25 protein-coding genes are annotated in these 23,071 nt (G+C 74.1%); 8 read left to right on the top strand and 17 right to left on the bottom strand.

From position 1 onward, the window contains the following. Nucleotides 1–172: 172 nt before the first annotated feature. From ACI79O_RS07670 to ppk2, 5 genes are all read right to left on the bottom strand, one after another. Nucleotides 173–1,348 (bottom strand): acyl-CoA dehydrogenase family protein, encoded by a 1,176-nt coding sequence (locus tag ACI79O_RS07670; protein WP_456890620.1) that lies wholly within the window; start codon nt 1,346–1,348, stop codon nt 173–175. A gap of 31 nt (nt 1,349–1,379) precedes the next feature. After that, the gene (locus ACI79O_RS07665; protein WP_456913728.1) at nt 1,380–1,913 is read right to left on the bottom strand and encodes a methyltransferase domain-containing protein; all 534 of its coding nucleotides are present in this window, start codon (nt 1,911–1,913) and stop codon (nt 1,380–1,382) included. After that, entirely contained in the window at nt 1,910–2,686 is a 777-nt protein-coding gene (locus tag ACI79O_RS07660) for an SDR family NAD(P)-dependent oxidoreductase (protein ID WP_456890622.1), read from the bottom strand. Before ACI79O_RS07660 ends, ACI79O_RS07665 begins: the two co-directional genes overlap by 4 nt. Before the next feature lie 40 nt (nt 2,687–2,726). Further along, the gene (locus ACI79O_RS07655) at nt 2,727–4,262 is read right to left on the bottom strand and encodes a phospholipase D-like domain-containing protein (protein ID WP_456913727.1); all 1,536 of its coding nucleotides are present in this window, start codon (nt 4,260–4,262) and stop codon (nt 2,727–2,729) included. Between the two features lie 97 nt (nt 4,263–4,359). Beyond that, complete coding sequence (gene ppk2 / locus ACI79O_RS07650; protein WP_456873555.1) at nt 4,360–5,196, bottom strand: polyphosphate kinase 2; 837 nt, start codon at nt 5,194–5,196, stop codon at nt 4,360–4,362. A 111-nt stretch (nt 5,197–5,307) separates the two neighbouring features. Here ppk2 and ACI79O_RS07645 point away from each other — a divergent pair, with 111 nt between their 5' ends. Together ACI79O_RS07645 and ACI79O_RS07640 are read left to right on the top strand one after the other, a co-directional pair. Further along, nucleotides 5,308–5,496: a hypothetical protein gene (locus ACI79O_RS07645; protein WP_456873556.1), complete on the top strand. Its 189-nt coding sequence runs from the start codon at nt 5,308–5,310 to the stop codon at nt 5,494–5,496. Between the two features lie 11 nt (nt 5,497–5,507). Then, nucleotides 5,508–6,005, top strand: coding sequence for an N-acetyltransferase family protein (locus tag ACI79O_RS07640; protein WP_456913726.1), 498 nt, complete (start codon nt 5,508–5,510; stop codon nt 6,003–6,005). Here the strand turns inward: ACI79O_RS07640 and ACI79O_RS07635 are convergent. The 9 genes from ACI79O_RS07635 to ACI79O_RS07595 form a co-directional block, all read right to left on the bottom strand. Next, nucleotides 5,974–6,516 carry a TspO/MBR family protein gene (locus ACI79O_RS07635; RefSeq protein ID WP_456913725.1) on the bottom strand — a complete coding sequence of 181 codons (543 nt, stop codon included), beginning with the start codon at nt 6,514–6,516 and terminating at the stop codon, nt 5,974–5,976. The genes ACI79O_RS07640 and ACI79O_RS07635 overlap by 32 nt on opposite strands. Nucleotides 6,517–6,572: 56 nt before the next feature. Further along, nucleotides 6,573–7,097, bottom strand: coding sequence for a TetR/AcrR family transcriptional regulator (locus tag ACI79O_RS07630; RefSeq protein WP_456913724.1), 525 nt, complete (start codon nt 7,095–7,097; stop codon nt 6,573–6,575). Beyond that, nucleotides 7,090–7,542: an SRPBCC family protein gene (locus tag ACI79O_RS07625; RefSeq protein ID WP_456890627.1), complete on the bottom strand. Its 453-nt coding sequence runs from the start codon at nt 7,540–7,542 to the stop codon at nt 7,090–7,092. Before ACI79O_RS07625 ends, ACI79O_RS07630 begins: the two co-directional genes overlap by 8 nt. Nucleotides 7,543–8,064: 522 nt before the next feature. Continuing rightward, on the bottom strand, nt 8,065–10,446 hold the full coding sequence (locus ACI79O_RS07620) for an endo-1,4-beta-xylanase (protein ID WP_456913723.1): 2,382 nt from the start codon (nt 10,444–10,446) through the stop codon (nt 8,065–8,067). Between the two features lie 384 nt (nt 10,447–10,830). Next, nucleotides 10,831–11,505 carry a DUF1345 domain-containing protein gene (locus ACI79O_RS07615; RefSeq protein WP_456913722.1) on the bottom strand — a complete coding sequence of 225 codons (675 nt, stop codon included), beginning with the start codon at nt 11,503–11,505 and terminating at the stop codon, nt 10,831–10,833. 91 nt (nt 11,506–11,596) lie between these two features. Beyond that, nucleotides 11,597–12,772: a zinc-dependent alcohol dehydrogenase gene (locus ACI79O_RS07610; protein WP_456913721.1), complete on the bottom strand. Its 1,176-nt coding sequence runs from the start codon at nt 12,770–12,772 to the stop codon at nt 11,597–11,599. Beyond that, nucleotides 12,769–13,257: a hypothetical protein gene (locus ACI79O_RS07605; RefSeq protein WP_456890631.1), complete on the bottom strand. Its 489-nt coding sequence runs from the start codon at nt 13,255–13,257 to the stop codon at nt 12,769–12,771. The genes ACI79O_RS07610 and ACI79O_RS07605 overlap by 4 nt, the downstream gene beginning before the upstream one ends. Continuing rightward, on the bottom strand, nt 13,254–13,829 hold the full coding sequence (locus tag ACI79O_RS07600) for a type 1 glutamine amidotransferase domain-containing protein (RefSeq protein WP_456890632.1): 576 nt from the start codon (nt 13,827–13,829) through the stop codon (nt 13,254–13,256). Before ACI79O_RS07600 ends, ACI79O_RS07605 begins: the two co-directional genes overlap by 4 nt. Before the next feature lies 1 nt (nt 13,830). Continuing rightward, the gene (locus tag ACI79O_RS07595; protein WP_456913720.1) at nt 13,831–14,985 is read right to left on the bottom strand and encodes a glutathione-independent formaldehyde dehydrogenase; all 1,155 of its coding nucleotides are present in this window, start codon (nt 14,983–14,985) and stop codon (nt 13,831–13,833) included. Between the two features lie 337 nt (nt 14,986–15,322). Here ACI79O_RS07595 and ACI79O_RS07590 point away from each other — a divergent pair, with 337 nt between their 5' ends. From ACI79O_RS07590 to ACI79O_RS07580, 3 genes are all read left to right on the top strand, one after another. Further along, nucleotides 15,323–15,676: an ANTAR domain-containing protein gene (locus ACI79O_RS07590; protein WP_456913719.1), complete on the top strand. Its 354-nt coding sequence runs from the start codon at nt 15,323–15,325 to the stop codon at nt 15,674–15,676. 99 nt (nt 15,677–15,775) lie between these two features. After that, a complete protein-coding gene (locus tag ACI79O_RS07585; protein ID WP_456913718.1) occupies nt 15,776–16,732 on the top strand; it encodes a helix-turn-helix transcriptional regulator in 957 nt (318 codons plus the stop codon). A 102-nt stretch (nt 16,733–16,834) separates the two neighbouring features. Next, on the top strand, nt 16,835–17,035 hold the full coding sequence (locus ACI79O_RS07580; protein ID WP_456873569.1) for a hypothetical protein: 201 nt from the start codon (nt 16,835–16,837) through the stop codon (nt 17,033–17,035). Here ACI79O_RS07580 and ACI79O_RS07575 read toward each other — a convergent pair. After that, nucleotides 17,025–17,984 (bottom strand): LysR family transcriptional regulator, encoded by a 960-nt coding sequence (locus ACI79O_RS07575; protein ID WP_456890637.1) that lies wholly within the window; start codon nt 17,982–17,984, stop codon nt 17,025–17,027. The genes ACI79O_RS07580 and ACI79O_RS07575 overlap by 11 nt on opposite strands. A 208-nt stretch (nt 17,985–18,192) precedes the next feature. Here ACI79O_RS07575 and ACI79O_RS07570 point away from each other — a divergent pair, with 208 nt between their 5' ends. The 3 genes from ACI79O_RS07570 to ACI79O_RS07560 all read left to right on the top strand — a co-directional run bounded on the left by ACI79O_RS07570 (nt 18,193) and on the right by ACI79O_RS07560 (nt 21,146). Then, nucleotides 18,193–19,209, top strand: coding sequence for a response regulator transcription factor (locus ACI79O_RS07570; RefSeq protein WP_456913717.1), 1,017 nt, complete (start codon nt 18,193–18,195; stop codon nt 19,207–19,209). 876 nt (nt 19,210–20,085) lie between these two features. Continuing rightward, nucleotides 20,086–20,802 (top strand): 4a-hydroxytetrahydrobiopterin dehydratase, encoded by a 717-nt coding sequence (locus tag ACI79O_RS07565; protein ID WP_456913716.1) that lies wholly within the window; start codon nt 20,086–20,088, stop codon nt 20,800–20,802. Nucleotides 20,803–20,927: 125 nt separating this feature from the next. Continuing rightward, entirely contained in the window at nt 20,928–21,146 is a 219-nt protein-coding gene (locus tag ACI79O_RS07560; protein WP_456873573.1) for a hypothetical protein, read from the top strand. Nucleotides 21,147–21,332: 186 nt separating this feature from the next. On the opposite strand, the gene ACI79O_RS07555 is transcribed toward ACI79O_RS07560, so the two are convergent. Then, on the bottom strand, nt 21,333–22,172 hold the full coding sequence (locus tag ACI79O_RS07555) for an aldo/keto reductase (RefSeq protein WP_456913734.1): 840 nt from the start codon (nt 22,170–22,172) through the stop codon (nt 21,333–21,335). A gap of 295 nt (nt 22,173–22,467) precedes the next feature. Next, entirely contained in the window at nt 22,468–23,070 is a 603-nt protein-coding gene (locus ACI79O_RS07550) for a hypothetical protein (protein WP_456890643.1), read from the bottom strand. Nucleotide 23,071 lies beyond the last annotated feature (1 nt).

Raw genomic sequence — 23,071 nt, 5'->3', positions numbered from 1 at the left:
CCTCCCTCGCGCGGGCGGTGGTCCCGCCCGTCCGGGAGGTCATCGGCCGGGCCGGCCCGCCCGTGCAGCCGGAGAGCACGGGCTCGCCCGGCCGAGTGAGCAGTCGTCGCCGGTCGACACGGCGTGTCGGCGCGGGTCGCCGACCGCAACCGCTCACTCGGGCCGCCGCCGATCAGACGAAGGCGCTCACCCCGGTCAGCGCCCGGCCGACGATGAGGCTGTTGATCTCGCGGGTGCCCTCGTAGGAGTAGAGCGCCTCGGCGTCGGCGAAGTACCGCACGACGTCGTTCTCCAGCAGGATCCCGTTGCCGCCGAACAGCTCGCGGGCCAGCGCCACGGTCTCGCGGGCCCGGGCGGTGACGAACGACTTGGCCAGCGCCGCCTGCTCGTCCCGGAAGACGCCCTCCTCCTGCAGCTGCGACACCCGCACCGCCATGCCCAGGCTCGCGGTCACGTTGCCGGCCATGCGGGCGAGGAGGTCCTGCACCAGCTGGAACCCGGCGATCGGGCGGCCGAACTGCGCGCGCTCCTTGGCGTAGGCGATGGCCGCCTCGAACGCGCCCATCTGGCAGCCCACCGCCGACCACGCGACGCCGCCGCGGGTGAGCTTGAGCACCCGGTTGACGTCCTTGAACGAGTTGCCGTGCTCGAGCTTGTTCGCCGCCGGGACGCGGCACCCGTCGAACACGATGTCGGCGTTCTGCACCGTGCGCAGCGCGTACTTGCCCTCCATCTTCGATGGCGTGAAGCCGGGGGTGCCCTTCTCGACGACGAACGTCTTGACCTGGTCGTCGGCGACGTCGCGGGCGAACACGACCACGACGTCGGCGAAGGTGCCGTTGCCGATCCAGCGCTTGGCGCCGTCGATCACCCACTCGTCGCCGTCGCGGCGGGCGGTCGTCTCCAGCCCGCGGGCGACGTCGGAACCGCCGTGCGGCTCGGTGAGGGCGAAGGCGCCGATCCGGTGCAGCGCCACCATGTCGGGCACCCAGCGGGCGCGCTGCTCGTCGGAGCCCAGCAGCACGATCGAGCCCATCGACAGGCCGTTGTGCACGCCGAGGAAGGTGGCCATCGACGGGTCGACCCGCGCGGTCTCCAGGGCGATGAACCCGGTGAACAGCCGCGAGGCGCGCGGCCGGTGCTCGAGGTCGTAGCTGCGCCCGACCATGCCCGCCTCGGCGAAGCGGGGCACCAGGTCCATCGGGAACTCCGCCGCCGCCCACGCGTCGTTGACCCGCGGGCGGACCTCCTCGTTGAGGAAGCGCCGGATGCCGGTCAGCTCCTTGCGCTCGTCGTCGGTCAGCAGCGTCTCGTAGCCGTAGAGGTCGCCGGGCAGGTCGTCGGTCATCACGGGTCCTCCGTCGTCGGGTCGCCCTCACCTACCCGCGCGCGGGAGCCCGCAACTCGACCGCGGCGGTCGCGTACGGCGCCGTCGCCGCCTCCACCGTCGCGGCGACCGCGAGCCCCCGCTCCCCCGCCAGGCGGGCGACCGCGAACGTCACCCGCTCGCGGTCCTCCGGGCGCATCACCGAGAAGCCGACGACGACCCGCCCGCCGGGGGCCAGCGTGCGCGCCACGACGTCCCACTCGGGGGCGGGCGGCGTCCAGAACGCCCGCACGTCGACGGCGACGACGGCGTCGAACCGCCCGCCCCCGAGGTCGGCGGCGAGCAGCGGCGCGGCCAGCACGCGGACCCGGCCGGCGTCGACGGCGGCCCGGTTGCGCCGGATCGCCGCCTCGGCCATCCGCGCCGACCGGTCGACGGCGACCACCTCGCCCGCCCCGACGGCCGCGGCCAGCGCGGTGACCAGGACGCCGTGCCCGCACCCGACCTCGAGCACCCGCTCCCCCGGCGCCGCGGCCACCACGCCCGCGACGAACGCCAGCCGGTCCGACGCCGTCCGCGCGGTCACACGTGCGCCTGTCCGGTGGACGCGCTGGTCCCGCCGTCGACCGCCAGCACCGCGCCCGTCACGTACCGGGCGCCCTCCGAGGCGAGGAAGAGCACCGCCGGCGCGATGTCCTCGGGCTCACCCGGCCGGCCGAGTGCGATGCGGTTGCGGAAGGGCGCGAGCGACTCCTCGTCGCGGGGCGCGTCCGCGTTGAGCTCGGTGAAGGTGAAGGCGGGCGCGACGGCGTTGAGCCGCACCCCGCGCGGGCCCCAGTCCAGCGCCAGCGACCGGACGAAGTTGGTGACCGCGGCCTTGGTGGCGTTGTAGCCGGCCTGCCCCCAGTCGCCCCGCAGGCCGGACACCGACGAGACGGCGACCAGGGTGCCGCCGGACTCCGCGAGGCGGGGCAGCGCGGCCTTGGCGAGGTGGAAGAACGCGTCGACGTTGGTGGCGCGCATCTGCTCCCACGCGTCGTCGGCGAGGTCGGTGACCTCCCCGCTCGCGTAGCCGGCCGCGTTGCTCACCACGACGTCGAGCCGGCCGAACCGGCCGACGACGTCGGCGACGAGCTGCCGCACCTGGGCGGGGTCGGAGACGTCGGCGGGCAGCGCCGCCCCGCGCTCGGCGGGGACGCCGTCGAGGGCGGACTCCAGCGGCTCCCGCCGCCGGCCGGTGACCACGACCGTGGCGCCGGCGTCGAGGAAGGCCCGGGTGATCGCCAGGCCGATGCCCGTCCCGCCGCCGGTGACGAGGACGACCGAGCCGGTGAAGTCGAAGGTCGCTGAGCCGCTCATGCCCCGCGCCCTACCCGGCACCGTGGACCGGGAACGACGATCAGCCCCGCTGGCGCCGGCGGCGGCCGCCGAAGGCCTGCTTGACCCGGCGCCAGCGGTTGGGCGTGTGCTCCGCGTCGAGCAGCTCGGTCTCGGCCAGCAGCCGCTCCACCGGGGCGAGGTCCGGGGGCTCGAAGGGCACCAGCGACCGGCCGGTGGGCCGCATCAGCGAGTCGACGGCGCGCACCAGCGAGCCGCCGGAGCGCTCGACGGCGGCGGCCACCTCCTCGGGGTCCACGCCCAGGTGCTCGCCGAGCAGCCGGTGGCGCATGCCCGCGACCGCCGCCCGCAACTCCGCCTCGCGCGGGTCGCCGGTGCGCGCCTCGACCGACACGTCGCACTCGGTGTCCAGGCCCATCGACCGGTTGTTGAGGTTGGACGAGCCGATCCGCAGCAGCCGGTCGTCGAGCACGGTGACCTTGGCGTGCACGTACACCGGCTCCCGCTCCTCGGTGACCGGGACCAGCAGCCGGAACCGGTCGTGCCGGTCGGCCTCCCGGACCAGCGCGAGCAGCTTGGCCCGGGCGGTGTCCATCGCCTTGGTCTCCAGCCAGCTCTCGGCCGACCGCGGGTTGAGCACGACGAACTCCGGGCCGTCGTCCTCGCCCAGCCGGTCGGCGATCGCCTCGGCGATCCGGCGGTTGGCGAAGTACTGCGTCTCGATGTAGACGGCGCGCCGGGCGGCGGCGATCACCGCCAGCCACAGCAGCTCGATCTCGTGGACCAGCTCGGCGCCGCCGTGCTCGGGCCGGGTGCGGGAGACGGCGAGGTCGACGTCGGTGAGGAGGGTCTCGACGTCGGGCCAGCACGGCTCGACGTCGGCCACCGGCTCGAGGTGCTCGCCGGTGCCGCTCTCCCAGCGCTCCCGGGCCAGGTCGCCGATGGCGCGGGCCGCCGGGCCGGACACCAGGCTGGTCACGTCGTGCCAGGCGCCGCGCAGCCGGGTCGTGTGCGGCCGGTGGCGCAGCGGGTTCCGGTCCCGGTGCTCGGAGGTGTCCCAGCGGTCGGCGGTGACGTCGATGCCGCCGGCGAAGGCCAGGCAGTCGTCGATGACGACGATCTTCTGGTGGTGGGCACCGCCGATCGGGTGGTGGGTGTCGATGCTGAACCGCAGCCGGTCGGGGGTGCGGCGGTTGAGCAGCACGATCGGTGCCATCCGCCGGTTGAGCGCCACCAGCATGCCGAGGTCCCACTGCAGCACGCCGATCTCCAGCTCGGGGTTGGCGCGCACCGCCCGCTCGAGCACCCGGCCCAGCCGGTCCTCGCGGGCGGGGCCGGGGCTGCGGGGGTCGAGGCGGATGCGGGGGTCGAAGTCCCAGCCGATGAACAGCACCCGCCGCTCGGCGCGCAGCACCGCCCGCTTGAGGGTGGCGAAGTAGTCGGCGGCGTCGACGAAGACGGCGAACCGGTCGGCCCGCTCGATCCGCCAGCACGTCTCGCCGGGGACCAGCAGCGTGTCGTCGGAGGGGGCGGGGACGGGCGCCGGGACGGCGGGGGCCGGGGACGTCGGCCCGGCGGCGTCGGCGCTCTCGATCACCAGGGCAGTCTGCCGACCTGCGCAAGCACCGTGCGCGGTCAGCGCGCCGCCGTCATCCGATCGGTGCCGGCCGGGCCACCCGGCCGGCCGGGTCAGGTCACGGGACGACGTCGGGGACGATGTTCTGGTCGTCCTTCGGCGGCCGCACGTAGTCGTCGGTGTTCGGCGGCCGTGGGGGCAGCGTCGGCGGGTCGGGGGTGAGGTCCTCGTAGGGCACCTGACCGAGCAGGTGCGTGATCACGTTGATGCGGGCGCGCTTCTTCACGTCGGCCTCGACGACCCACCACGGCGCCTCGGGGATGTCCGTGGCGGCGAACATGGCGTCCTTCGCGCGGGAGAAGTCGACCCAGCGGTTGCGGGCCTCGAGGTCCATCGGGCTGAGCTTCCAGCGCTTGGTCGGGTCCTTCAGCCGCGCCTGGAACCGCTTCTCCTGCTCGGTGTCGCTGACCGAGAACCAGTACTTGACCAGGATGGTCCCGCTGCGGACCAGCATCCGCTCGAACTCCGGGCAGGAGCGCAGGAACTCCTCGTACTCCTCGTCGGTGCAGAAGCCCATGACCCGCTCCACGCCGGCGCGGTTGTACCAGGACCGGTCGAACAGGACCATCTCGCCACGGGTCGGCAGGTGCGGGACGTAGCGCTGGAAGTACCACTGCCCCCGCTCGCGCTCGGTGGGCGCGGCGAGCGCGACGACGCGGGCGGCCCGCGGGTTGAGCGTCTCGGTGATGCGCTGGATGGCCCCGCCCTTGCCGGCGGCGTCGCGGCCCTCGAAGACGACGACGACCCGCAGTCCCCGGGCGCGGATGAACTCCTGCTGCTTGACCAGCTCCACCTGCAGGCGGGCGATCTCGCGCTCGTACCAGGCGGTGTCGACCTTGCCCGTCGACTGCGGCGCCTCCTCGACCGAGGGGCCCGATCGCTTCTTCGAGGTCATGCAGGGCAGCATCGACCTGCGGTGTGACCTGGGCAACACATCGGTGCCGTATCCCGGCCCCCGGGCCGGGACGGCGCCCGTCCCCCGGTCCGAACGACTAGGTTGCGCAGCATGCCGCTCGTCTTCCACTGGGGCGGACCGCGCCACGGCGAGGTCGACGACGTACGGCCCGAGCTGCTCGCGTCGTCGGTGCTGGTCTACGACGGCCCCCGGTGGTTCGGGGTCTACGAGCGCTACCAGCCCGTGCAGGTGCGGGACACCCCCGAGGGACCCGCCGAGGTGTGGGTCGTCCGCGAGTAGCGGTCGGTTCCGTGCTCACCCTCCTGCGCCGGCCCCTCACCGAGGAGGAGGCCACCGAGGTCGCGAGCTGGGCCTACCCACCGCCGTTCGACCTCTACGACTCCGACCCGCGGAACCCGCACCTGTTCACCGCCCGGACCGCGGACGGCGCGGGCTACTACCCGGCGGTCGACGCGGACGGCCGGGTGCTGGCCTTCGCGGTGGTCGGCCCCGAGGCACGGGTGCGCGGGCAGCAGCCGGTCCCGGGCACCGTCGACGTCGGCATGGGCGTGCACCCGGACGTCACGGGCCGGGGCCTGGGGACGCACCTCGTCGCGCAGGTCGTCGCCCTGGCCCGCGACCTCGGGGCGACGTCGGCCGTCCGCGCCGCCGTCGCCACCTTCAACGAGCGGTCGCTCGGCCTGTGCCGGTCGGCCGGCTTCCGCCCCGTCCGGGACTTCACCGGGCCCGGGGACCGGCCGTTCCGCGAGCTCGTGCTCACCCTGGACGGCGGGCACCGGTCGGGTTGAGCCGCCAGAGCCGGTAGGTCCAGGGCAGGTCGTAGAGGAGGACGTGCGCGGTGTAGGGGGCCAGGGCGCGACGGGACGGCACGTCCCCGGCCACCGATCGCTGCAGGGCCAGGACGGGCACGGTGAAGGCGCACAGGCCGACGAAGCCGGCGCGGGTGCTCCGCCGGCCGAAGAAGACCCCGTTCCAGGCCTCGTTCCCGGCGAGGACCGCCAGGCTCCACGCGGTGCTCCGGGTGTCGCGACGGTCGATGCTCCGCGCCAGCACGTAGCCGATGACCCCGTAGTAGAGCGCGCCGACGACCAGGAAGGCCGGCAGCGGCAGCTGCCCCCGCGGAGCGGTGAGACCCCGGAACCAGGCCATCGCCGCCCTGCCGACGAAGGCGTTCCCGGCCACCGCGGCCACGGCGGTGCAGGCACTCGCCTGCAGGACGGAGCGCCTCCGCATCCGGGGCGTGCGGGCTCCCGTGCCGCTGCGGTCGGCGGCGCTGCGGGCGGACCGGAGGACGTCCACGGTGGTCTCCTCGAGGACGGGAACGGCGGGTGTGGAGTGGCTCGGCGGCGGTGTGCTCAGTCCCGGCGGCGCATCGCGGCGATCCCGGCCTGCCAGGCCTGCTCGGTCATCCCGTCGTCGGGGAACCGGCCGGTCAGCTCGAGCAGGACCATGCCGTGGATGAACCCCCACGCCGCGCGGGCCCGGGCGGGGCTGCCGGTGGCCCGGTGGAGGGGCGCGGCGGTGCGCTCCTCCAGCCCCGGGGGGAGGTCGGCCCGCGGCAGCGGGCGGTCGGTCATCAGCCGGTACAGGTGCGGGTGCGCCCGGGCGAAGGCGCGGTAGGCCACGACGAAGGCGGCGAGGGGCTCGGCCGCGCCGTCGGTGGCCGCCTCGAACGCGGCGGCGGCCTCCTCGAAGCCCGCGGTGGTGATGGCGACCTCCAGGGCCTCCTTCCCCGGCACGTGCTTGTAGAGGGACGGGGCCCGGATCCCGAGGACCTCGGCGATCCGGCGCATGGTCAGCGCGTCCGGCCCCTCCCGCTCCAGGACCTCGCGGGCGACGGCCACGATCTCGCGGGCACGCGGGGAGAGCGGGTCAGCCACGAGGCTGCGACGCGGCTCGCTCGGCCCGGGTCCTGAGCGCCTCGTTCATGGCCACGAACGCGGGCAGCGTGCCCCGGTGCAGCGACGCGGCCAGGAACGGGACGAGGACGCCGCTGAAGTCCTCCTGCTGCACGAGCCGGGTGCCGCTCCCCCGCGGCTCCAGCGTGAAGGTGTGCTCGGCGTCCATGAGGCCGGGCACGCCCAGCCTGCCGCGCCACCGCAGGCGCCGTGCGACGTCGACCTCGACCAGCCGGGGCCGCAGGGTCACCGCGCGGCCGCCGGCCGGCTGCATCCTCAGGGTCAGCCTCTCCCCCGGGGCCACGGCTCCCTCGGCCCGCACGATGAACGGGTTCCACGCCGGGTATCCGGCGAGGTCGGTGAGCACGTCCCACACCTGCTGCGGTGTCGCATCGATGTCGACGTCGGCGGACAGTCTCTCGGCCATGACACCCTCCTCATCCAGCTAACGACGTTAGCCAGTGTGGCTAACGTCGTTAGCCGCGTCAAGACCGACGTTCCCGCACCGCCGTCCGCGGGTACTCCTCGTTCGCCCCGGGGAGGAGACCCCGGCACGAGGCGCCGGTCGGGCACTCCTCCATCTGTCGCCGACCGGCGTCGTGACCGGGGATCCCCGAGTGTCGAGTGAACGAGTGACGTGGGAGACCTGCCCGCGCTGCGGCCGATCGGCCGCCGTGGGCTGGGTGGACGGGGTGGCCGTCGGGTTCGACTGCCCCCGCGGGTGCCGGCCACCGGCGCAGGGGATCGGCGACCTCGCTCGGCCGTTCCCCGGATCCCTCGCGCCGCCGGGTCGCCGCGGGCGGTGAGCCGGCGGCGCGGCAACCCGACGGGCGCCGCGGCGGCCGGCTGCCGAGGGGACACCGGCCCCTGCGGCCGCGGCAGAGCCGCACACGCGGACCGGCCCCCGGCCACGGGTGTGGTCGGGGGCCGGTCGTGCGGTGCGCCTGGTTCAGGCGCGTGGTCCTGGTGCGCGTCGGGTGACCACCACGTCGAAGGTCATCGGGTTGGACGTGTTCCCGGCCGCGTCGGTCGCCGTGCAGGTGACCTCGGTGGTGCCGATCGGGAACCGGGACCCCGAGGGCGGCGCGCACGTCGCCGTCACCGCGCCGTCCCGGGTGTCACCGGCGGTGACCGTGTACGAGACCTTCGCACCGGCGGCGCCCGACGAGGTCGCGGAGACCGGGTCGTGACCGGCGACGCGCGGGGCCAGCTGGTCGGACGGGCGCTCCGCCAGCTGCGACGGGTCGACGATCCCCCAGTACGCCGGGGTCACCTGCAGGTCGTCGTCGAAGGGCAGCGGCGCCTCCCACGGCCGAGCGGCCGGCCAGGTCCGCAGCCAGCTGCGGGCGTTGCTGATGCCCCAGAAGGTCACCGACTCGATGGAGTCCGAGTGGCTGCGGAGCATGTCGAACAGGTCGCGGTAGTAGTACCCGTTCTCGGTCTCGGCCTCGTCCTGGTCGGCCATCCCGGGGCGGTGCTGCGGAGTGGCGCCGCTGCTGACGTCGGCGCCGTGGTTCTCGGCCGAGGTGCTGATGTCCAGCTCGGTGATGACCTGCAGCAGGGAGGGGTCGAGCTGCTCCACGGCGGTCAGCGAGTCGTCGAGCCACTGCACCGGGCGGGCGAAGTCCATGTGCGCCTGGTGGCCCACCCCGTCGATCGGCACGCCCCGCTCCTGCAGGGCGGCGATCAGCGACAGGTAGTCCGCTCGCTTCGTCGGCATCTCGGTGTTGTAGTCGTTGATGAACAGCTCGGCCTGCGGGAAGTACCTGTCGGCGAAGCGGAAGGCGTCGTCGACGAACGTCTCGCCCAGCACCTGGAACCAGCGACTGTCGCGCATGTCGTGCGGGTTGGCGTTGTCGCTGTCGTTGATGACCTCGTTGACGACGTCCCAGGCCCAGATCGGGCTGTTCCCGTCGGGGTAGCGGGCGTTGACGTGGTCGGCGATCGCCTTGATGTGCGCCTCCATGCGGGCGCGCAGCAGGGCCTGGTCCGCGGGGCTGTTCGTCAGGTCGCGGTTCCCGTCCTTGAAGAACCAGTCCGGGGTCTGCGAGTGCCACGCGAGCACGTGCCCGTACACCTGGACGCCGGTGGCGTCGGCGTGGTCGAGCAGGGCGTCGAGGTCACCGAAGGTGAAGGTCCCCTCGGTCGGCTGGATCTCGGCGGGCTTGCCGTCGTTCTCCGGGGTGAAGGCGTTGAAGTGCCGCTGCACCAGCTGCGACGCCCGGCCCACCGTCTCCCGCTGGTCGATGGCGACGCCGACGTGCTCGAAGCCCTGGCTCCCGAGGACGTCCTGGAGGGCCGGCACGTCCTGGATCGGCGTCTCGGTGAACTCGGCGACCGAGACGTCGTCGATGAGGAAGCTGACGTTCGCGTCGCCCTCGACGTAGAGCTGCGCCGTGTCGATCGGCGCGCCGAGGGTGTACCGGCCGGTGATCTCCGTCCACGCGTCGGAGGTGACGACGGCGCTGGCGCCCGGCACGTTGTCGTAGCCGGTGGCGGCGCCGGCGCGGTCGCGCTGGATGGAGGCCTTCAGGGACGCCGACGTCGCCGACTGCCCAGGAGCCAGCTTCGCCCAGAAGGAGATCTGCACGGTCCTGCCGACGGCCAGGCTCTCGGTGACGTCGAGGGTCGGCCCCTGCCACCCCTGCAACCGGTTGGTGGTCAGCAGGCTGGTGGTGCCGCCGTGCGCGTCGGACGTCGTGGTGGCGACCTGCGCGTCACCGCGCGGGCCCCAGCCCTGCAGGCCGCTCTCGAAGTCGCTGCTGACCGGCTGGATGGTGCCCGGCTCGCTCGGCGCCGCGGCCTCGCCGACGACCGTGACGTCGTCGACGTAGAAGCTCTGCGTGGGGTCCGGGCTCTCGAGGTACAGCTCGAGCTCGGTGTTGTCCGTCGCGTGGGTGTACTCGCCCGTGACCAGGGTCCAGTCGGCGTCGCTCACCGCGACCTGCCAGGCGACCGTCTCGTAGGCGGTCGCGCCGCCGCTGACCCGTTTCACGCTCAGGGTCACCTGGTCGCTGCCGGAACCCGCCGGCAGCCGCACCCAGGCCGCGACGTCGTAGGTGCCGGCCGGCATGAACGGCAGGGCGTTGACGCCGGGACCCTGCCAGGCCTGGGTGCGACCGCTGGAGAGGAGGCTGTGCGCACCGGTGCGGGCCACGTCGGTGGTCACGGCCGCGGAGGAGCCGCGGCCGTACCAGCCGCTGGTCCCGTCCTCGAAGCCGGTCTCGTGCACCGTCGCCGGGGCGGCGGCGGCCGAGGGCGCGAGGCCCACCCCCAGCGGTGCGAGCAGGCCCAGGACGGTCGTCCCGGCCGCGAGGCGTCGTCGGCTCATTGCGTCGTGGTTCTCCTCGGGGAGGGGCGCCGGGCCGGCGCGAGGAAGGCCCGGAAGTGGTGCAGGAACTTCCGGAAACTATCGGTTCCGAGTGAAGCACCTCACATGAGGCGTGGTCAACAGTCGCGAGACGCCGGTCCCGGAACGGAGCGGTAGGCGGAGACGCCGGCGGGTGCGCGCGCCTCGCCGGCGGTCCCCGCCTGCCCTGGATCCAAGGCTCGAGGACCTCTGCAGTGCCGGTGCGTGCCGCTCGAGTCGCGAGGCCGGTGACCGCATGGGCGCCCTGCCGCTGATGACACCGGCGCCAACCGGAACCGGAGACGACTCAGGCCGCTCCCCCGAGGGAGAGCGGCCTGGTCGACCGCGTCGGCCGTCACCCCGGCGCTATCCCTGCTGCCCCAGGTTGGTCACCAGGTTCACCGCCACGGCGATCACCACGGTGCCGAACAGGTAGGACAGCAGGGCGTGCCCGAGGGCGACCTTGCGGATCGACGTGTCCTCGACCTGGGTGTCCGGCATCGCGAAGCTCATCCCGACGGTGAACGCGACGTAGGCGAAGTCGCTGTAGGCAGGCGGCTCCCGCTGGCCGAAGTCGATGCCGCCGTCGCCACCGGCGTAGTAGTGGCGCGCGAACTTGAGGGCGAAGACCGTGTTGACCAGCGCCCACGACAGGATCACCACGAGGACGCCGAGCACCACGGTGGCGACCCCGACGGCGTCCCCGGAGCCGGACCGGACGAGGGCCTCCACGACGGCGGCGAGGCTGGCCACCGCCGCACCCAGCACGGCCGTGTCCGTGACCCGGGTCTGCCCCTCCTCCTCGGCCAGGCGTTTGGTCCCCTCCGCGTCGCGCGGCCAGCTGATCCGCCACACCCAGAACAGCAGGCCGCCGGCGGCGACGGCCCAGCCGACGAGGGCCGCGAGCTCGGGGACGCCGGCGACCGTGGTCAGCGCGGCGGCGAGGACCCCGCCGCCGAGGCAGGTCAGCAGGCGGCGCCACGACAGGATCGTCGGCCGTGGGCCCGCCCCCACCGCCGTCGGGCGGGGTGCGGCGCTCACCGGGTCGCCCCGCACCGGATCGGCGGGGGCCCGGCGCCGGCCCACCGTACGGCTCGTCGCCGGGCCGTACGGTGGGCCGCCGGTCGGCGCCTCAGCCACCCGGACGGAAGACGGCACGGACGCATCCGTCCTCCTTGTTCTTGAACATCTCGTACCCGCGTGGCCCCTGGTCCAGGGACATCACGTGGGTGGCCAGGTGCTCGGTCCGCACCTCGTCCCGGCTCATGCGCTCGAGGATCTCCGGGATGTAGCGGTGCCCGTGCTGCTGGGCGCCGCGCAGGGTCAGCGCCTTGTTCATCACCGCCCCCATCGGGAACTTGTCCACGAGGCCCCCGAACACCCCCAGCGCGAACACCGTCCCGCCCTTGCGGCAGGCGTAGATGGCCTCCCGGAGGGCGGTCGGCCGGTCCGACTGCAGCCGCAACTGCTGCTTGACCTGGTCGTAGAGGTACTGCGGGCCGTTGCTGTGCGCCTCCATGCCCACCGCCTCGATGCAGACGTCCGGACCGCGCCCGCCGGACATCTCCCGCAGTTCCGCGGGGACGTCGACCTCCTCGTAGTCGAGGGTCTCCGCCCCGACGTGCGTGCGGACCTGGTCGAGCCGGTTGTCGTACCGGTCGATGACGACGACCCGCTCGGCGCCCATGAGCATGGCCGCGCGGGCGGCCATCTGGCCCACGCCTCCGGCCCCCCACACCGCCACGACGTCGCCCGGCCGGACCTCGGCCTGGTGCGCCCCGGTCCAGCCGGTGGGTGCGGCGTCGGAGGCGAACAGCGCCCGCTCGTCGGAGACGCCGTCGGGGATGGTGAATGCGCCCTGGTCGGCGTAGGGCACCCGGATGTAGGGGGCGTGGCTGCCCGCCCAGCCGCCCATCGCGTGCGAGTAGCCGAAGCAGCCGCCGATGGACTGGCCCCACAGCGCCTCGGTGATCCCCGGGTTCGGATTGCCGTTGTCGCACAGCGACCACAGCTCCTGCTTGCAGTACCAGCACTGCCCGCAGCCGATGAACGAGGCCACCACCACCCGGTCACCGACCCGGTGCTTGGTCACCCCGGGCCCGACCTCGGCGACCGTGCCCATGAACTCGTGCCCGAGCACGTCCCCCGCACGCATGGCGGGGATGTAGCCGCCCAGCAGGTGCAGGTCGGAGCCGCAGGTCACCGACAGGCCGACCTCGAGGATGACGTCGTGGTCGTTGAGGATCGTGGGCTCGGGGACGTCCTCGACGCCGATCTCGTTGACCCCGCGCCAGGTCACCGCCTTCATCGGACACCTGCCCTGGGCGCCATCCGGGTCCACGCCTCCAGGAGCACGCCGCCGGGGGTCGCCGTCCGCCTGCCGTGCGGCGCCGGGTCCACCGCGAGCACCTCACCCACCTCGATGAGCTGCTTGGCGCGGCGCAGCGCGGACCGCAGGTCGGCCTGCGGGTCGCTGCCGCTCAACCGGCCGAGGGCGGTGCCCGGCGGCGGCCGGTCGCGCAGCCGGGCCGCCAGCTCGGTGCCCTTGCCGTCCGCGGCGGGGCGGACGCGGACCTCGATCCGGTCGCCGAGCTCGGCCAGGGGGGCGGGCAGCCGCGCGGTGTCGACGTCGGGCGGCTCGCGGAACACGGTCACCACGAGCCACCCGGACGCCGGCCGGCCCGCGCCGGCCGGCCGGGCGGTGGACGGGTCGATGGCCGACCGCACCTGGCGGACGACGCTCCCGCCGGCGCGGGCGGCGAGGGACGCCACGTTCCCGATGGACGTGGTCATGCCCGACCTCCCGTGGCGGCGGCCTGCGGGGCCCGCGCGAACTCCTGCACGATGCGTTCGCAGAAGGCCGGCAGGTCGTCGGGCGACCGGCTCGTCGTGATGTTGCCGTCGGTGACGACCTGCTCGTCGACCACCTCGGCCCCGGCGTTGCGCAGGTCGGTGCGCACGCTCGGCCACGAGGTCAGCCGGCGGCCGCGCGCGACGTCGGCCTCGACGAAGTTCCACGGGCCGTGGCAGATCGAGGCGACCGGCTTCCCCGACTGGACGAAGTCCCGGACGAACTGCACCGCGGCGGGTTCCATCCGCAGCTTGTCCGGGTTCACCGTCCCGCCCGGCAGGAGCAGCGCCTCGTAGTCGTCGACCGACGCCGCGCCGACCAGCTGGTCCACCGCGAAGGTGCCGGCGTCCTCGAGGTCGTGGTCGCGCGCCTGGATCTCACCGCTGGTGATGGAGACGACGACGGTGCGGGCGCCGGCGTCCTCCAGGGCCCGACGGGGTTGCTCCAGCTCGACGCGCTCCACCCCGTCGGCCGCCAGGATCGCGACCCGCCGTCCGTTCAGCTCTCCGGCCACGTCAGCTCCCCGCCATCGCCGGGTGCAGGACGACCTTCGTCCATCCGTCGTCCCGCTTGTCGAAGTGCTCGTAGGCCTCCGGCGCCTGGTCCAGCGGCAGCTCGTGGCTGACGATGAACGACGGCTCGGCCTTGCCCGCGGCGATGAGGTCGCGCAGCTGCCGGTTGTACTTCTTGACCGGTGCCTGGCCGCTGCCGATGTGCTGGCCCTTGAACCAGAACATGCCGAAGTCGAAGGCGAGCTTGCCCTGCTTCGCCAGCTCGTCGCTGGCGCCGGGGTCCTGCGGCACGTAGACGCCGACGGTGCCGATCGTGCCGGTGAACCGCACCGAGGCGACCAGCCGGTTCATCGTCAGGTCGGCCTGCTCCTGGCCGTCGGGCTCGTGCGCCTGGTAGCCGACGCACTCGCAGCCGTTGTCCGCGCCCAGCCCCATCGTCTGCTCGAGGACGGCCTGCACCGGGTCGACCTTCGAGTCGTCGATGGCGATCGCGCCGATCGACTCGGCCAGCTTGAGCCGGTCGGGGTGCCGGTCGACGACCATCACCTTGCCGGCCCCCCGGATGGTGGCCGAGAGAGCGGCCATCAGCCCGACCGGGCCGGCGCCGTAGACGACCGTCTGGTCGCCGGGCTTCACGCCGGCCATCTCGGTGGCGTGGTAGCCGGTCGGGAAGATGTCGGCGAGCATCACGTAGTCGGTCTGGCGCTCCTCGGCGTCCTCACCCAGCCGCAGGCAGTTGAAGTCACCCCAGGGCACGCGCAGCAGCTCCGCCTGCCCACCGGCCCAGGGGCCCATGTCGGCGAAGCCGTAGGCGGCGCCGGCCATCTTCGGCTCCGGCTGGGCGGTCAGGCAGTAGTTCGTGAGCTGCCGCTCGCAGTTCTTGCAGTGCCCGCAGGCGATGTTGAACGGCAGGACGACCCAGTCCCCCACCCGCACCTTGTCGACCCCGTCGCCGACCTCGACCACCTGGCCCAGGTTCTCGTGCCCGAACCAGCGGCCGGTCTCGAAGTCGGTCCGGCCCTCGTACATGTGCAGGTCCGAGCCGCAGATGTTCGCCGAGGTGATCCGCACCAGGACGTCGGTCGGTCGCTCGATCCGCGCGTCCGGTACGTCCTTGACGCTGACCTGCCGGGGCCCGTCGTACACGACTGCCTTCACGCTGCCTCCTCGTCAGGGTGGTCCCGTGCCCGGCTCGGGTCGGGACCTCGATTGCACCCGGCGCGGCGGGGTGTCCGGTATCGGCAGACATGCCGATCCCGGGCCGGTCGACGTCCACCCGGGGGTTCGACCGCGCCGGGAGTGCGCGCACACGGGGTGGCCTGCGCGCCGTCGCCACGTCGGCCGGCGCACCCCTCTGGGAGCTCGGCATCGTCAGCCGGGACGAGGGCCGGACCCCGTCCCGCCCACCCCCGGAGGCGCGGATCGGTCGCTCTGCCGATTCCGGACGCCGGAACGCGCCCGCACCCTGGCGTCCGTCGCAGGAGAGGTCCACGGCGTGCAGGAGACGACGCGCCGGCCCATCCGCACACCGGTCGCACAGCAGGAGGGCGAGGACACGATGACCGTCGACCCGTCAGGGGAGGCGCCGGCCGCGCCCGTGCACCGCTTCGCCGTCCTCGCCGAACTCGACCAGCTGCACGCGCGGGTCCGATCGGCGGAGGACAGGGCGGCCCACCTGGAGCAGGCGGTGGCCACCAACCGGCAGATCGGCATCGCGATCGGCATCCTGATGTGCCAGCGCCAGCTCACGGCCGATCAGGCCTTCGCGATGCTCGTGACGCACAGCCAGAACAGCAACGTCAAGGTGCGGGTGCTGGCCGAGACGGTGATCTACACGGGGAGTCTGTGAGCCGTGCCCCGCGCAGGGAGGTGAGCCGTGACGAGCGGGAGCGAACCGCAGCTCCACCGGGTGTGGTCGGAGGTCGCAGGCGTCGCATCGTCCGCCACCGTGCGGGAACGGGCTGCCGAGCACCTGCAGGAGCTCGGGCGGATCCTGCCCTTCGACACCGGCTGGCTCGCCCTGCGCGACCCCGAGCGGCAGACCCACGTCCCGCTGGCCACCACCGGTCCGGCCGAGGCACTCGTCGCCTACTTCCGGCGTCCGGAGGCCGACGAGGAGGTGGACCTGCTGGGCCTCAACCGGCACCGTCCGCCGATGCTGGCCAGCGAGATCCCGAGCCCCCTGTGCGAGGTCCGCGCGTGGGCCGACCACCTGCTCCCGGCAGGTTTCCGTCAGGGTCTGGCGGCCCCGCTGGTCACGGCGGACGGCCGGCACGTCGGCTTCCTCAGCCTGCTCTCCGACGATCCGTCGCGACCGGGCCGGGCTGACCGGAGGGTCGTCGCGGCCGCCACCACGGTGATCGCCGACGACCTGGACCGGACCCGGGACATCGCCGAGACCGCTCGGATCGTCGGGACCGCCGGCGCCGGCGCCGTCCTCACCCGCGGGGGCGACGTCCTGCCGCTGCCAGGTCTGCCGGACGACCGCCTGTTGACGCCGGGTTCACCGATCCTCGGGGTCGCCGCTGACGAGCTGGCCGTCGGCGGCGCGTACACCTCGTTCCTCGCCCCGGCACCGGGGACCGGCGGCGAGCAGCTGATCCGGGTCACCGCGCTCGACGTCGCCCGCCCGGACCTCGACCACCTCTCCGCCGCGGTGCTCCTGTGCCCACCGGGCGACCTGCGCGGCCTCACCGCTCTGGACCTCCGCGTCCTGGGCCTCGTGGTCGAGGGCGTCACCGACATCCCGGCCCTCGCGCGGTCACTCCACGTGGCCGCGGACGCGGTGGCCGACTCCCTGGGGCGGAGCCTGGTCGCCCTGGGGACCAGCGACCTCACGGTCGCCGCGGTGCGCGCCCTGCGCGGCGGGTTGCGCATCCCGCCCGAGGTGACCGGAGCGACCTGAGCCGATCCGTCGCCAGGCGATCACGTCCTGCCCCAGTGGGGGCATCGTCTCGGTCGTCGGCGTGTACGGCAGGTCGGTCGACGAGTTCCGGCCGGCTCCTCGATGAACCGCTCCCTGACGCCGGAGACCGGGCAGTGCCACGTCCAGCGGTACGTGCGCCCACTGCTCGAGCGCATCGAGCGCAGGGAGATCGACTCCACCCGGGTGATCACCCACCGCCTGCCGCTCACCGAGGCGCCGCACGGCTACGACGTCTCCAAGGGGAAGCAGGATCGCTGCGAGGAGGTGGTCCTCAGGACCTGACCGCGACGTGCCGCCGGCCGTCGCCGGGAGGGCGGACCGGTTCGACGAGCGTCTGCGGGCCCCCGGATGACTCGACGAGGAAGTCGACGAGCTTGCGGACGGCGGGGGTGGCCGGTTCCCGCCAGACCGCCTCCAGGTCCCACCGCAACACCGGATCGAGGGACCGGACCGCGATCCCCTCGACCCCCAGGTGATCGACGAGCCGGAGGATGCTCAGGGCGACGCCGGTGCCGGCTGAGACCGCGCGCAGCACCGCCTGCGGCGCGTTCAGCAGGTCGGGTTCGATGACGACCTGGTCGTGCGCGGCCCCTGCGGGGAACAGGTGGTCCACGGTGCGGTCCCAGATCCCGTCGAACGGCTCCCGCGGGAACATGACCAGCACCTCGCCGGCCAGCGCGGCCACCGGCACCGCTGCCGCGCCGCTCAAGGCGTGCGCGAGAGGGAGGACGACGCCGAAGACCACCGACCCCAGCACCACGCCGGCCAGATCCCGTTGCGCATGGGACCGGCTCCAGACGATGGCCGCGTCCGCCCTGCCCTGGCGGACGGCCTCGACGGCGTCGTCCCCGCGGGCGGAGCTCACCGACACCTCGATCCCGTCGATGGCCAGCGCGGCGTGCCGCAGCGGGCCGTCGAGGACGAGGTCGGCCATGGTGGCCACCCGCAGGGTCAGTCGCTCGCGGGAGTCCGTTGTGGCGACGCGCACGTCCGCCAGCGCCCGGTCCACCTCGGCCAGGATGATCCGGGCCCGCACGACCAGGACGACGCCGGCACGGGTCAGCCGCGCCGCTTGCGGGGTGCGCTCGAACAACGGGACCCGGAGCTCCCGCTCCAGCGCGCGGATCTGCTGCGAGAGCGACGGAGCAGCCATGTGGAGCCGTTGCGCCGCCCGACTGAAGCGGCCCTCCTCGGCCACCGCCAGGAAGTAGCGCAGTTGGCGCAACTCCATGGTTGATCTTACCGCGGGAACCGCGCCGTCCACGAGCCTGGTAGCGGTGGCGATGACTCCGACCACCGAGGTTTCCGGTCACGGGGTCACGGGTTGCTCCCCGAGTCGGGTCGGTGTGTACAGCTGCAGCCCGGTCAGCCTCGTCCAGGGCCGCGGCCGTCCTCGACGGCTCCGTCCGACCGCGCAGGCCCTGGACTGGTGGAGCGACATGACCGAGGCCCCGGCTCTCCGCCTCGCGGAGATCGCCGCCACTACGGGCCTGCTCACGGAACGCGCCCAGGCGTTGCTGCACGAGCTGAGCCGCCAGATCTCCTTCGACGCCTCATGGGTGACGCTGGCCGACCCCCTGGGCAACGGCTACTCCTCCTTGGCCAGCACCTCGCTGGACCGGAGCACCGTCCGGTACCTCAGCGGTCCGGCGACGGCGCACGACATCGAGGTGACCGGAGCCTGTCGCGCCCGCCCACCGCTGAGCCCGTCGGACCTCCCCCGTTCCGCCAAGGACCTGCCGACCTGGGCCGAGCGCCTCACCCCCGCCGGCTGTCACGAGGCCCTCAGCGTGGGACTGTTCGTACCGGGGCAGCGCCACGTCGGGTTCCTGGCGCTGCTCTCCGCCGACACCCGGCCTCCGCCGGAGGCCGTCCGGCGCCGCCTGGCGCAGTTCGCCCCCATCCTCGCCCGCGGCATCGACCCGATGGACTCGCTGCTCACCGCCGCACGCATGGTCCAGGGTGCCGCGGCCGGCGTGGTGCTCTGCAGGAACGGTGGCACCGCCCCGTTCCCGGGTCTCGGCGACGACGCGCTGCTCGCGGGAGGTTCTACCGTCCTGGACGCCGCCCGCGCGGCCGTCCGGAGCGGCCAGGTGTACACGTCCTTCCTGTGGCCGCGCGGTGGCCGGCACGCCCCGGACGGCCATGTCCGCGTGACGGTCCTGACGGACACGGACGACGAGCCCCACGTGCTGTCGGGGATGGTGCTGCTCTCCCCGGGCGGCGACCTGCGCGGGCTCACGCCCCGGGAGCTGGAGGTCCTCGGGCTGCTGGTCGAGGGGTACACCAACCAGGAGATCGCCCGGTCCCTCGTGGTGGCGCCCCGGACGGTCGCCGCGCACCTGGAGCACGTCCTCGCCAAGCTGGGGGCGCCCTCGAGGACGCTCGCCGCCGTGCGCGCCGAGAGGGCGGGCCTCTACGTCCCGGCGGGAACGGGCGCGGGTGGCCGGCGCTGAACCTCGGCGGAGGACCCCCGGCCAGAGCACGGGACGGTCCAGGCCACGTGGGCGCCGGAGGAGACGGCCGACGGGGTCCGGTCCCGACCCGCCAGGCGACCGACGGGCGTCGGCCGGTCTGCCGATCCCGGCCGGCGGCCCGGTTCCGACGGCGGCTCGGGGTACCCCCACGGCATGGACGGCGGAACCATCCCCCCGCAGGACGACGCACCCGCGGCTGCGGCTGCCGACGAGGTCGACACCCGGCTCCCGGACGACCCGCGGGTACCCCAGCCCGACGACGCGGATCCGACGGTGAGCAAGGAACTCGGCGGCGCGGCTCCGGCCGTCGGCCCTGGGCGCTCGCGCGAGGAACCCGGCCGGGACCCGGACGGCTCTCGGCCGGGTGCAGACGACTAGCGGCCGACCGGACGACCCGGTCCCCGCAGCGGCCCCCGCCACGGAGACGCGGGGCAGTCGTCCACGTCCGGCGCGTCCGTCGTGAACAGCCTGCCGACGTGCGGTCGAGCCGCCCGCCCCTCCCCCGGGCGGTCCCTGGGCCGAGGAGCGGAGCCGTCGCCGCGTGTCGCCTCCCCGCGCGGGCGACCCCGTGTCGGCCACGGGAGCCGGAGGCCGGATCGGTCGATCGACCGATGTCCCCGCGCCGCGACCGGTCCTAACGTCTGAGCCGCGGTCGGACGACGGGATCCCCACGACCGGCGCGCGGCGGCGTCTCCGGACGACGGTGCGGGAGGCGGTCGCACCCGGGGAGGTCGACGACCTCCTCTCGCAGCTGCCGCAGGAGCCGGGAGCTGGTCGGGCCGCTGCCTGGACCCGCCGCCCGGGCAGCGGCCGGCGACCGGAGGAGCAGGGCGGCAGCAGGTCAGGAGGAGCCCGGTGGTCCAGTACGCGACGTTGATCCAGGCCGCGGGAGCGCAGGCCGGCGCAGCCGACACCGAGGAGGCCCGGCGGGCCGTGGAAGCGGTCGTCGCCGCCGTGGCGGCCTCGCTGGACGAGCCGGACCGCGACCGGCTGGCCGCGGTCCTGCCCGGCTCCCTCCGGGGTGCCGTCGAGGTCCGGGGCCCGGGTCGGCACCCCGACAGCGGCGCCGCCCTCGTCTCCGCGGTGAGCGCGGGGTCCGGATGCCCGGCTGAGCGGGCCCGCTTCTACACCCAGGCGGTCCTGTCGACGCTGGCCGCTTCCGAGCCGGAGGTCGCCGGCGTCCTCGCCCGGCGACTGCCGGACGGTGAGGAGCTGTTCTCACCGATCGACCAGGGCGTTCCGCCCCGCGGTTCCGGGGTGCCGATCGGACTGACCCCGCGACTGCTCGAGCAGGACGAGATCGACCGCGCACTGGCCGCCCTGGAGGGCTGGGAGGGCGACGGACACCGCCTGCGGCGCACCGTCGTGCGCCCGCCCGAGCGCCAGCGACCCCTGCGCGACGCCGTCGCCCGCGCCGAGCAGGACATGACCCACCACGCGCGCGTCGAGCAACTGCAGGACACGCTCACCTTCGAGGTCTGGACACACTCCCTCGACCGCGTGACCGACATGGACCTCGAGCTCGCCCGGCGGATCGACGCGGCCATCGCCGCGGTCGGGTCCTCCGGCTGACCCCCGGCCCGCCCTCGGAACGTCACTGTCCGGCCAGCCGTCCCACGAGCCCGAGGAACTCGTGGAGCCCACTGCGTGATCACCGACGTCGAACGACCTGGACGAACGACCTGGATGGAGGAGTCGTGAGCGAATCAGAGCTGGAGGAGACCGGGACCGGGGAGGCCGCCAAGCGCATCGGTCAGGCGCCGACGACCACGGACGTGACCGATCCGGAGCGATCCTCCCGGAACACCGCCGCCGGCTCGGGTTCCGAGCCGGGCGAGGGCCCCGTCCAACCGGACGCCGACGAGGGGGTGGACCCCTCGGCCAGCATCGAGCCCCACAACGAGGGGCTCGTCTGACCATGGCGGCCCCGCAGTCGGCGACTGCGGGGCCGCCGTCCTGCTCAGCACCGGCCGAGCACCGCCATCGCCTGCGCCGCCATCCGGGCCCCCGGAACCCCGGGAAACGGGCCTGCGCCGGCGGGCGGGGCACCCACCTGCTGCGGCTCGTGAGGCAGGCCCTCGTGATCGGCTCGTCGGCCGGTCCTACAGGACGTCGAGCGGGACCTTGCCGGACGGCCGCGGGAAGATCCGGTCGAGCTGGTCCAGCTCCGCCTGGCTGGAGCCGATCTCCAGCGCCGCGCGGTCGTCGATGACGTGCGCGCGGGTCGAGGCCTTGGCGACGGCGAACACGTCGGGCAGCCGCAGCACCCACGCGATGGCCAGCTGGGCCGGGGTGACCCCTTTCTCCGCAGCCAGGTCCCGCACGGCCCGGTGCTCGAGGAGCCTGCCGTGGTCGACGGGCGAGTACGCCATCAGGGGCATGCTCCTGCCGCGGCACCAGGGGATCAGGTCGTACTCGGGGCCGCGCCGGGCGAGGTCGTGGAGCACCTGGTCGGTCTGGACCCGGTTGTCGCCGGGAAGCCCGACCAGCTGGTCGAGGTCGGGGACGTCGACGTTGCTCACGCCCCAGGAGCGGATCAGCCCGCGGGAGACCAGCGACTCGAACGCGGCGACGGTCTCCTCGACCGGGACCCGGCCGCGCCAGTGCAGCAGGTACAGGTCCAGGCGGTCGGTGCCCAGTCGGCGCAGGCTCCGCTGGCAGGCGTCCACCGTGCCCTGGCGCGTGGCGTGGTGCGGCAGCACCTTGCTGACCAGGAAGACGTCGTCCCGCCGGCCGGCGATCGCCCGGCCGGCGAGTTCCTCGGCGGCGCCGTCCCCGTACATCTCGGCGGTGTCGACCAGCGTCAGGCCGATGTCGATGCCCGTGCGGAGGGCGTCCAGCCGGATGTCGTTCCTGCTGGGGTCCTCACCGAGGTACCAGTGCCCATGCCGAGGGCCGGGGCGGCGGTGCCGTCGGGCAGGGTCACGGTGCGCATCGTGGATGCGGTCATGGGAGCTCCTCCACGGCCGGTCCTGCCGATCCCGCCCGGCAGGCGGCGACGCAGCGGAAACCGCTCCCGGCCGCCACGAGCCAGCCGCAGCTCGTGGTCAGGGCAGCGGCCGTGACCGGTTCACCGACCGGCCGCACCGCCACGTCGCGCACGCCGCCGCGTCGGCCCGGCCCCACCGGACCTGCCCGGCGGCGTCCACCCGGAGCAGTTCGCGGGCGCCGTCGTCGCACACCGGTCCCACCCCGCATCGCGCGGGGCGGGACCGGGCGGGCGCGGCCGTCCCCGGCTCAGTGCACCGGCCGATGCCCGTCGGACCCGACGCGCGCCAGCGACCTCGACACGCTCCGGGCGCCGGCGTAGACCGCTCCCGCAGCGGCGATCCACGGGCCACCGACGATCACCGGGTCGAGCACCTGGTGCTTGAGGTCCGTGCGGTGCTGCCCGACCCGCGACCGCAGGCCGTGGTGGGTGAACTCGGCCTTCACCCCCGTCTCGGTGATCGGGTTGTCCGGGTGCAGCGTGAGGAACGACTTCAGGTGGTGCTCCCAGGCGTCCACGCGGTCGCCGAGGACCAGCAGCAGCCAGTGCGCGACCCGTCCCTCGCTGTAGCGGTAGGCGTAGCGACGGATGGCGCCCGAGACGCCGGACAGTGGCTGGGCGGTGCCGAAGACCGGGGTGAGCATCCCGTGCTCGACGGAGCGTTCCCGCGGGTACTTCTCCGGCTGCCGCTCGGGGAACTCCCAGTGGGCGCCGGTGAAGTCCTCCTGGAACTGCAGCTTCGGCACCGACGGCCGGTCCTTGGGGTCGAGGTCGACTCCCCAGCCGGGGATGCGCTTGCGCAGCTCGTCGGGCGATTCGGCGAGCGGCGGCTTGTGCGGTGTGTAGGTCATC

This window comes from Geodermatophilus sp. SYSU D00696 (assembly GCF_054050235.1).
The sequence above is the reverse complement of the archived record's forward strand: the minus strand, read 5'-3'. Positions and strand labels throughout refer to the sequence as shown.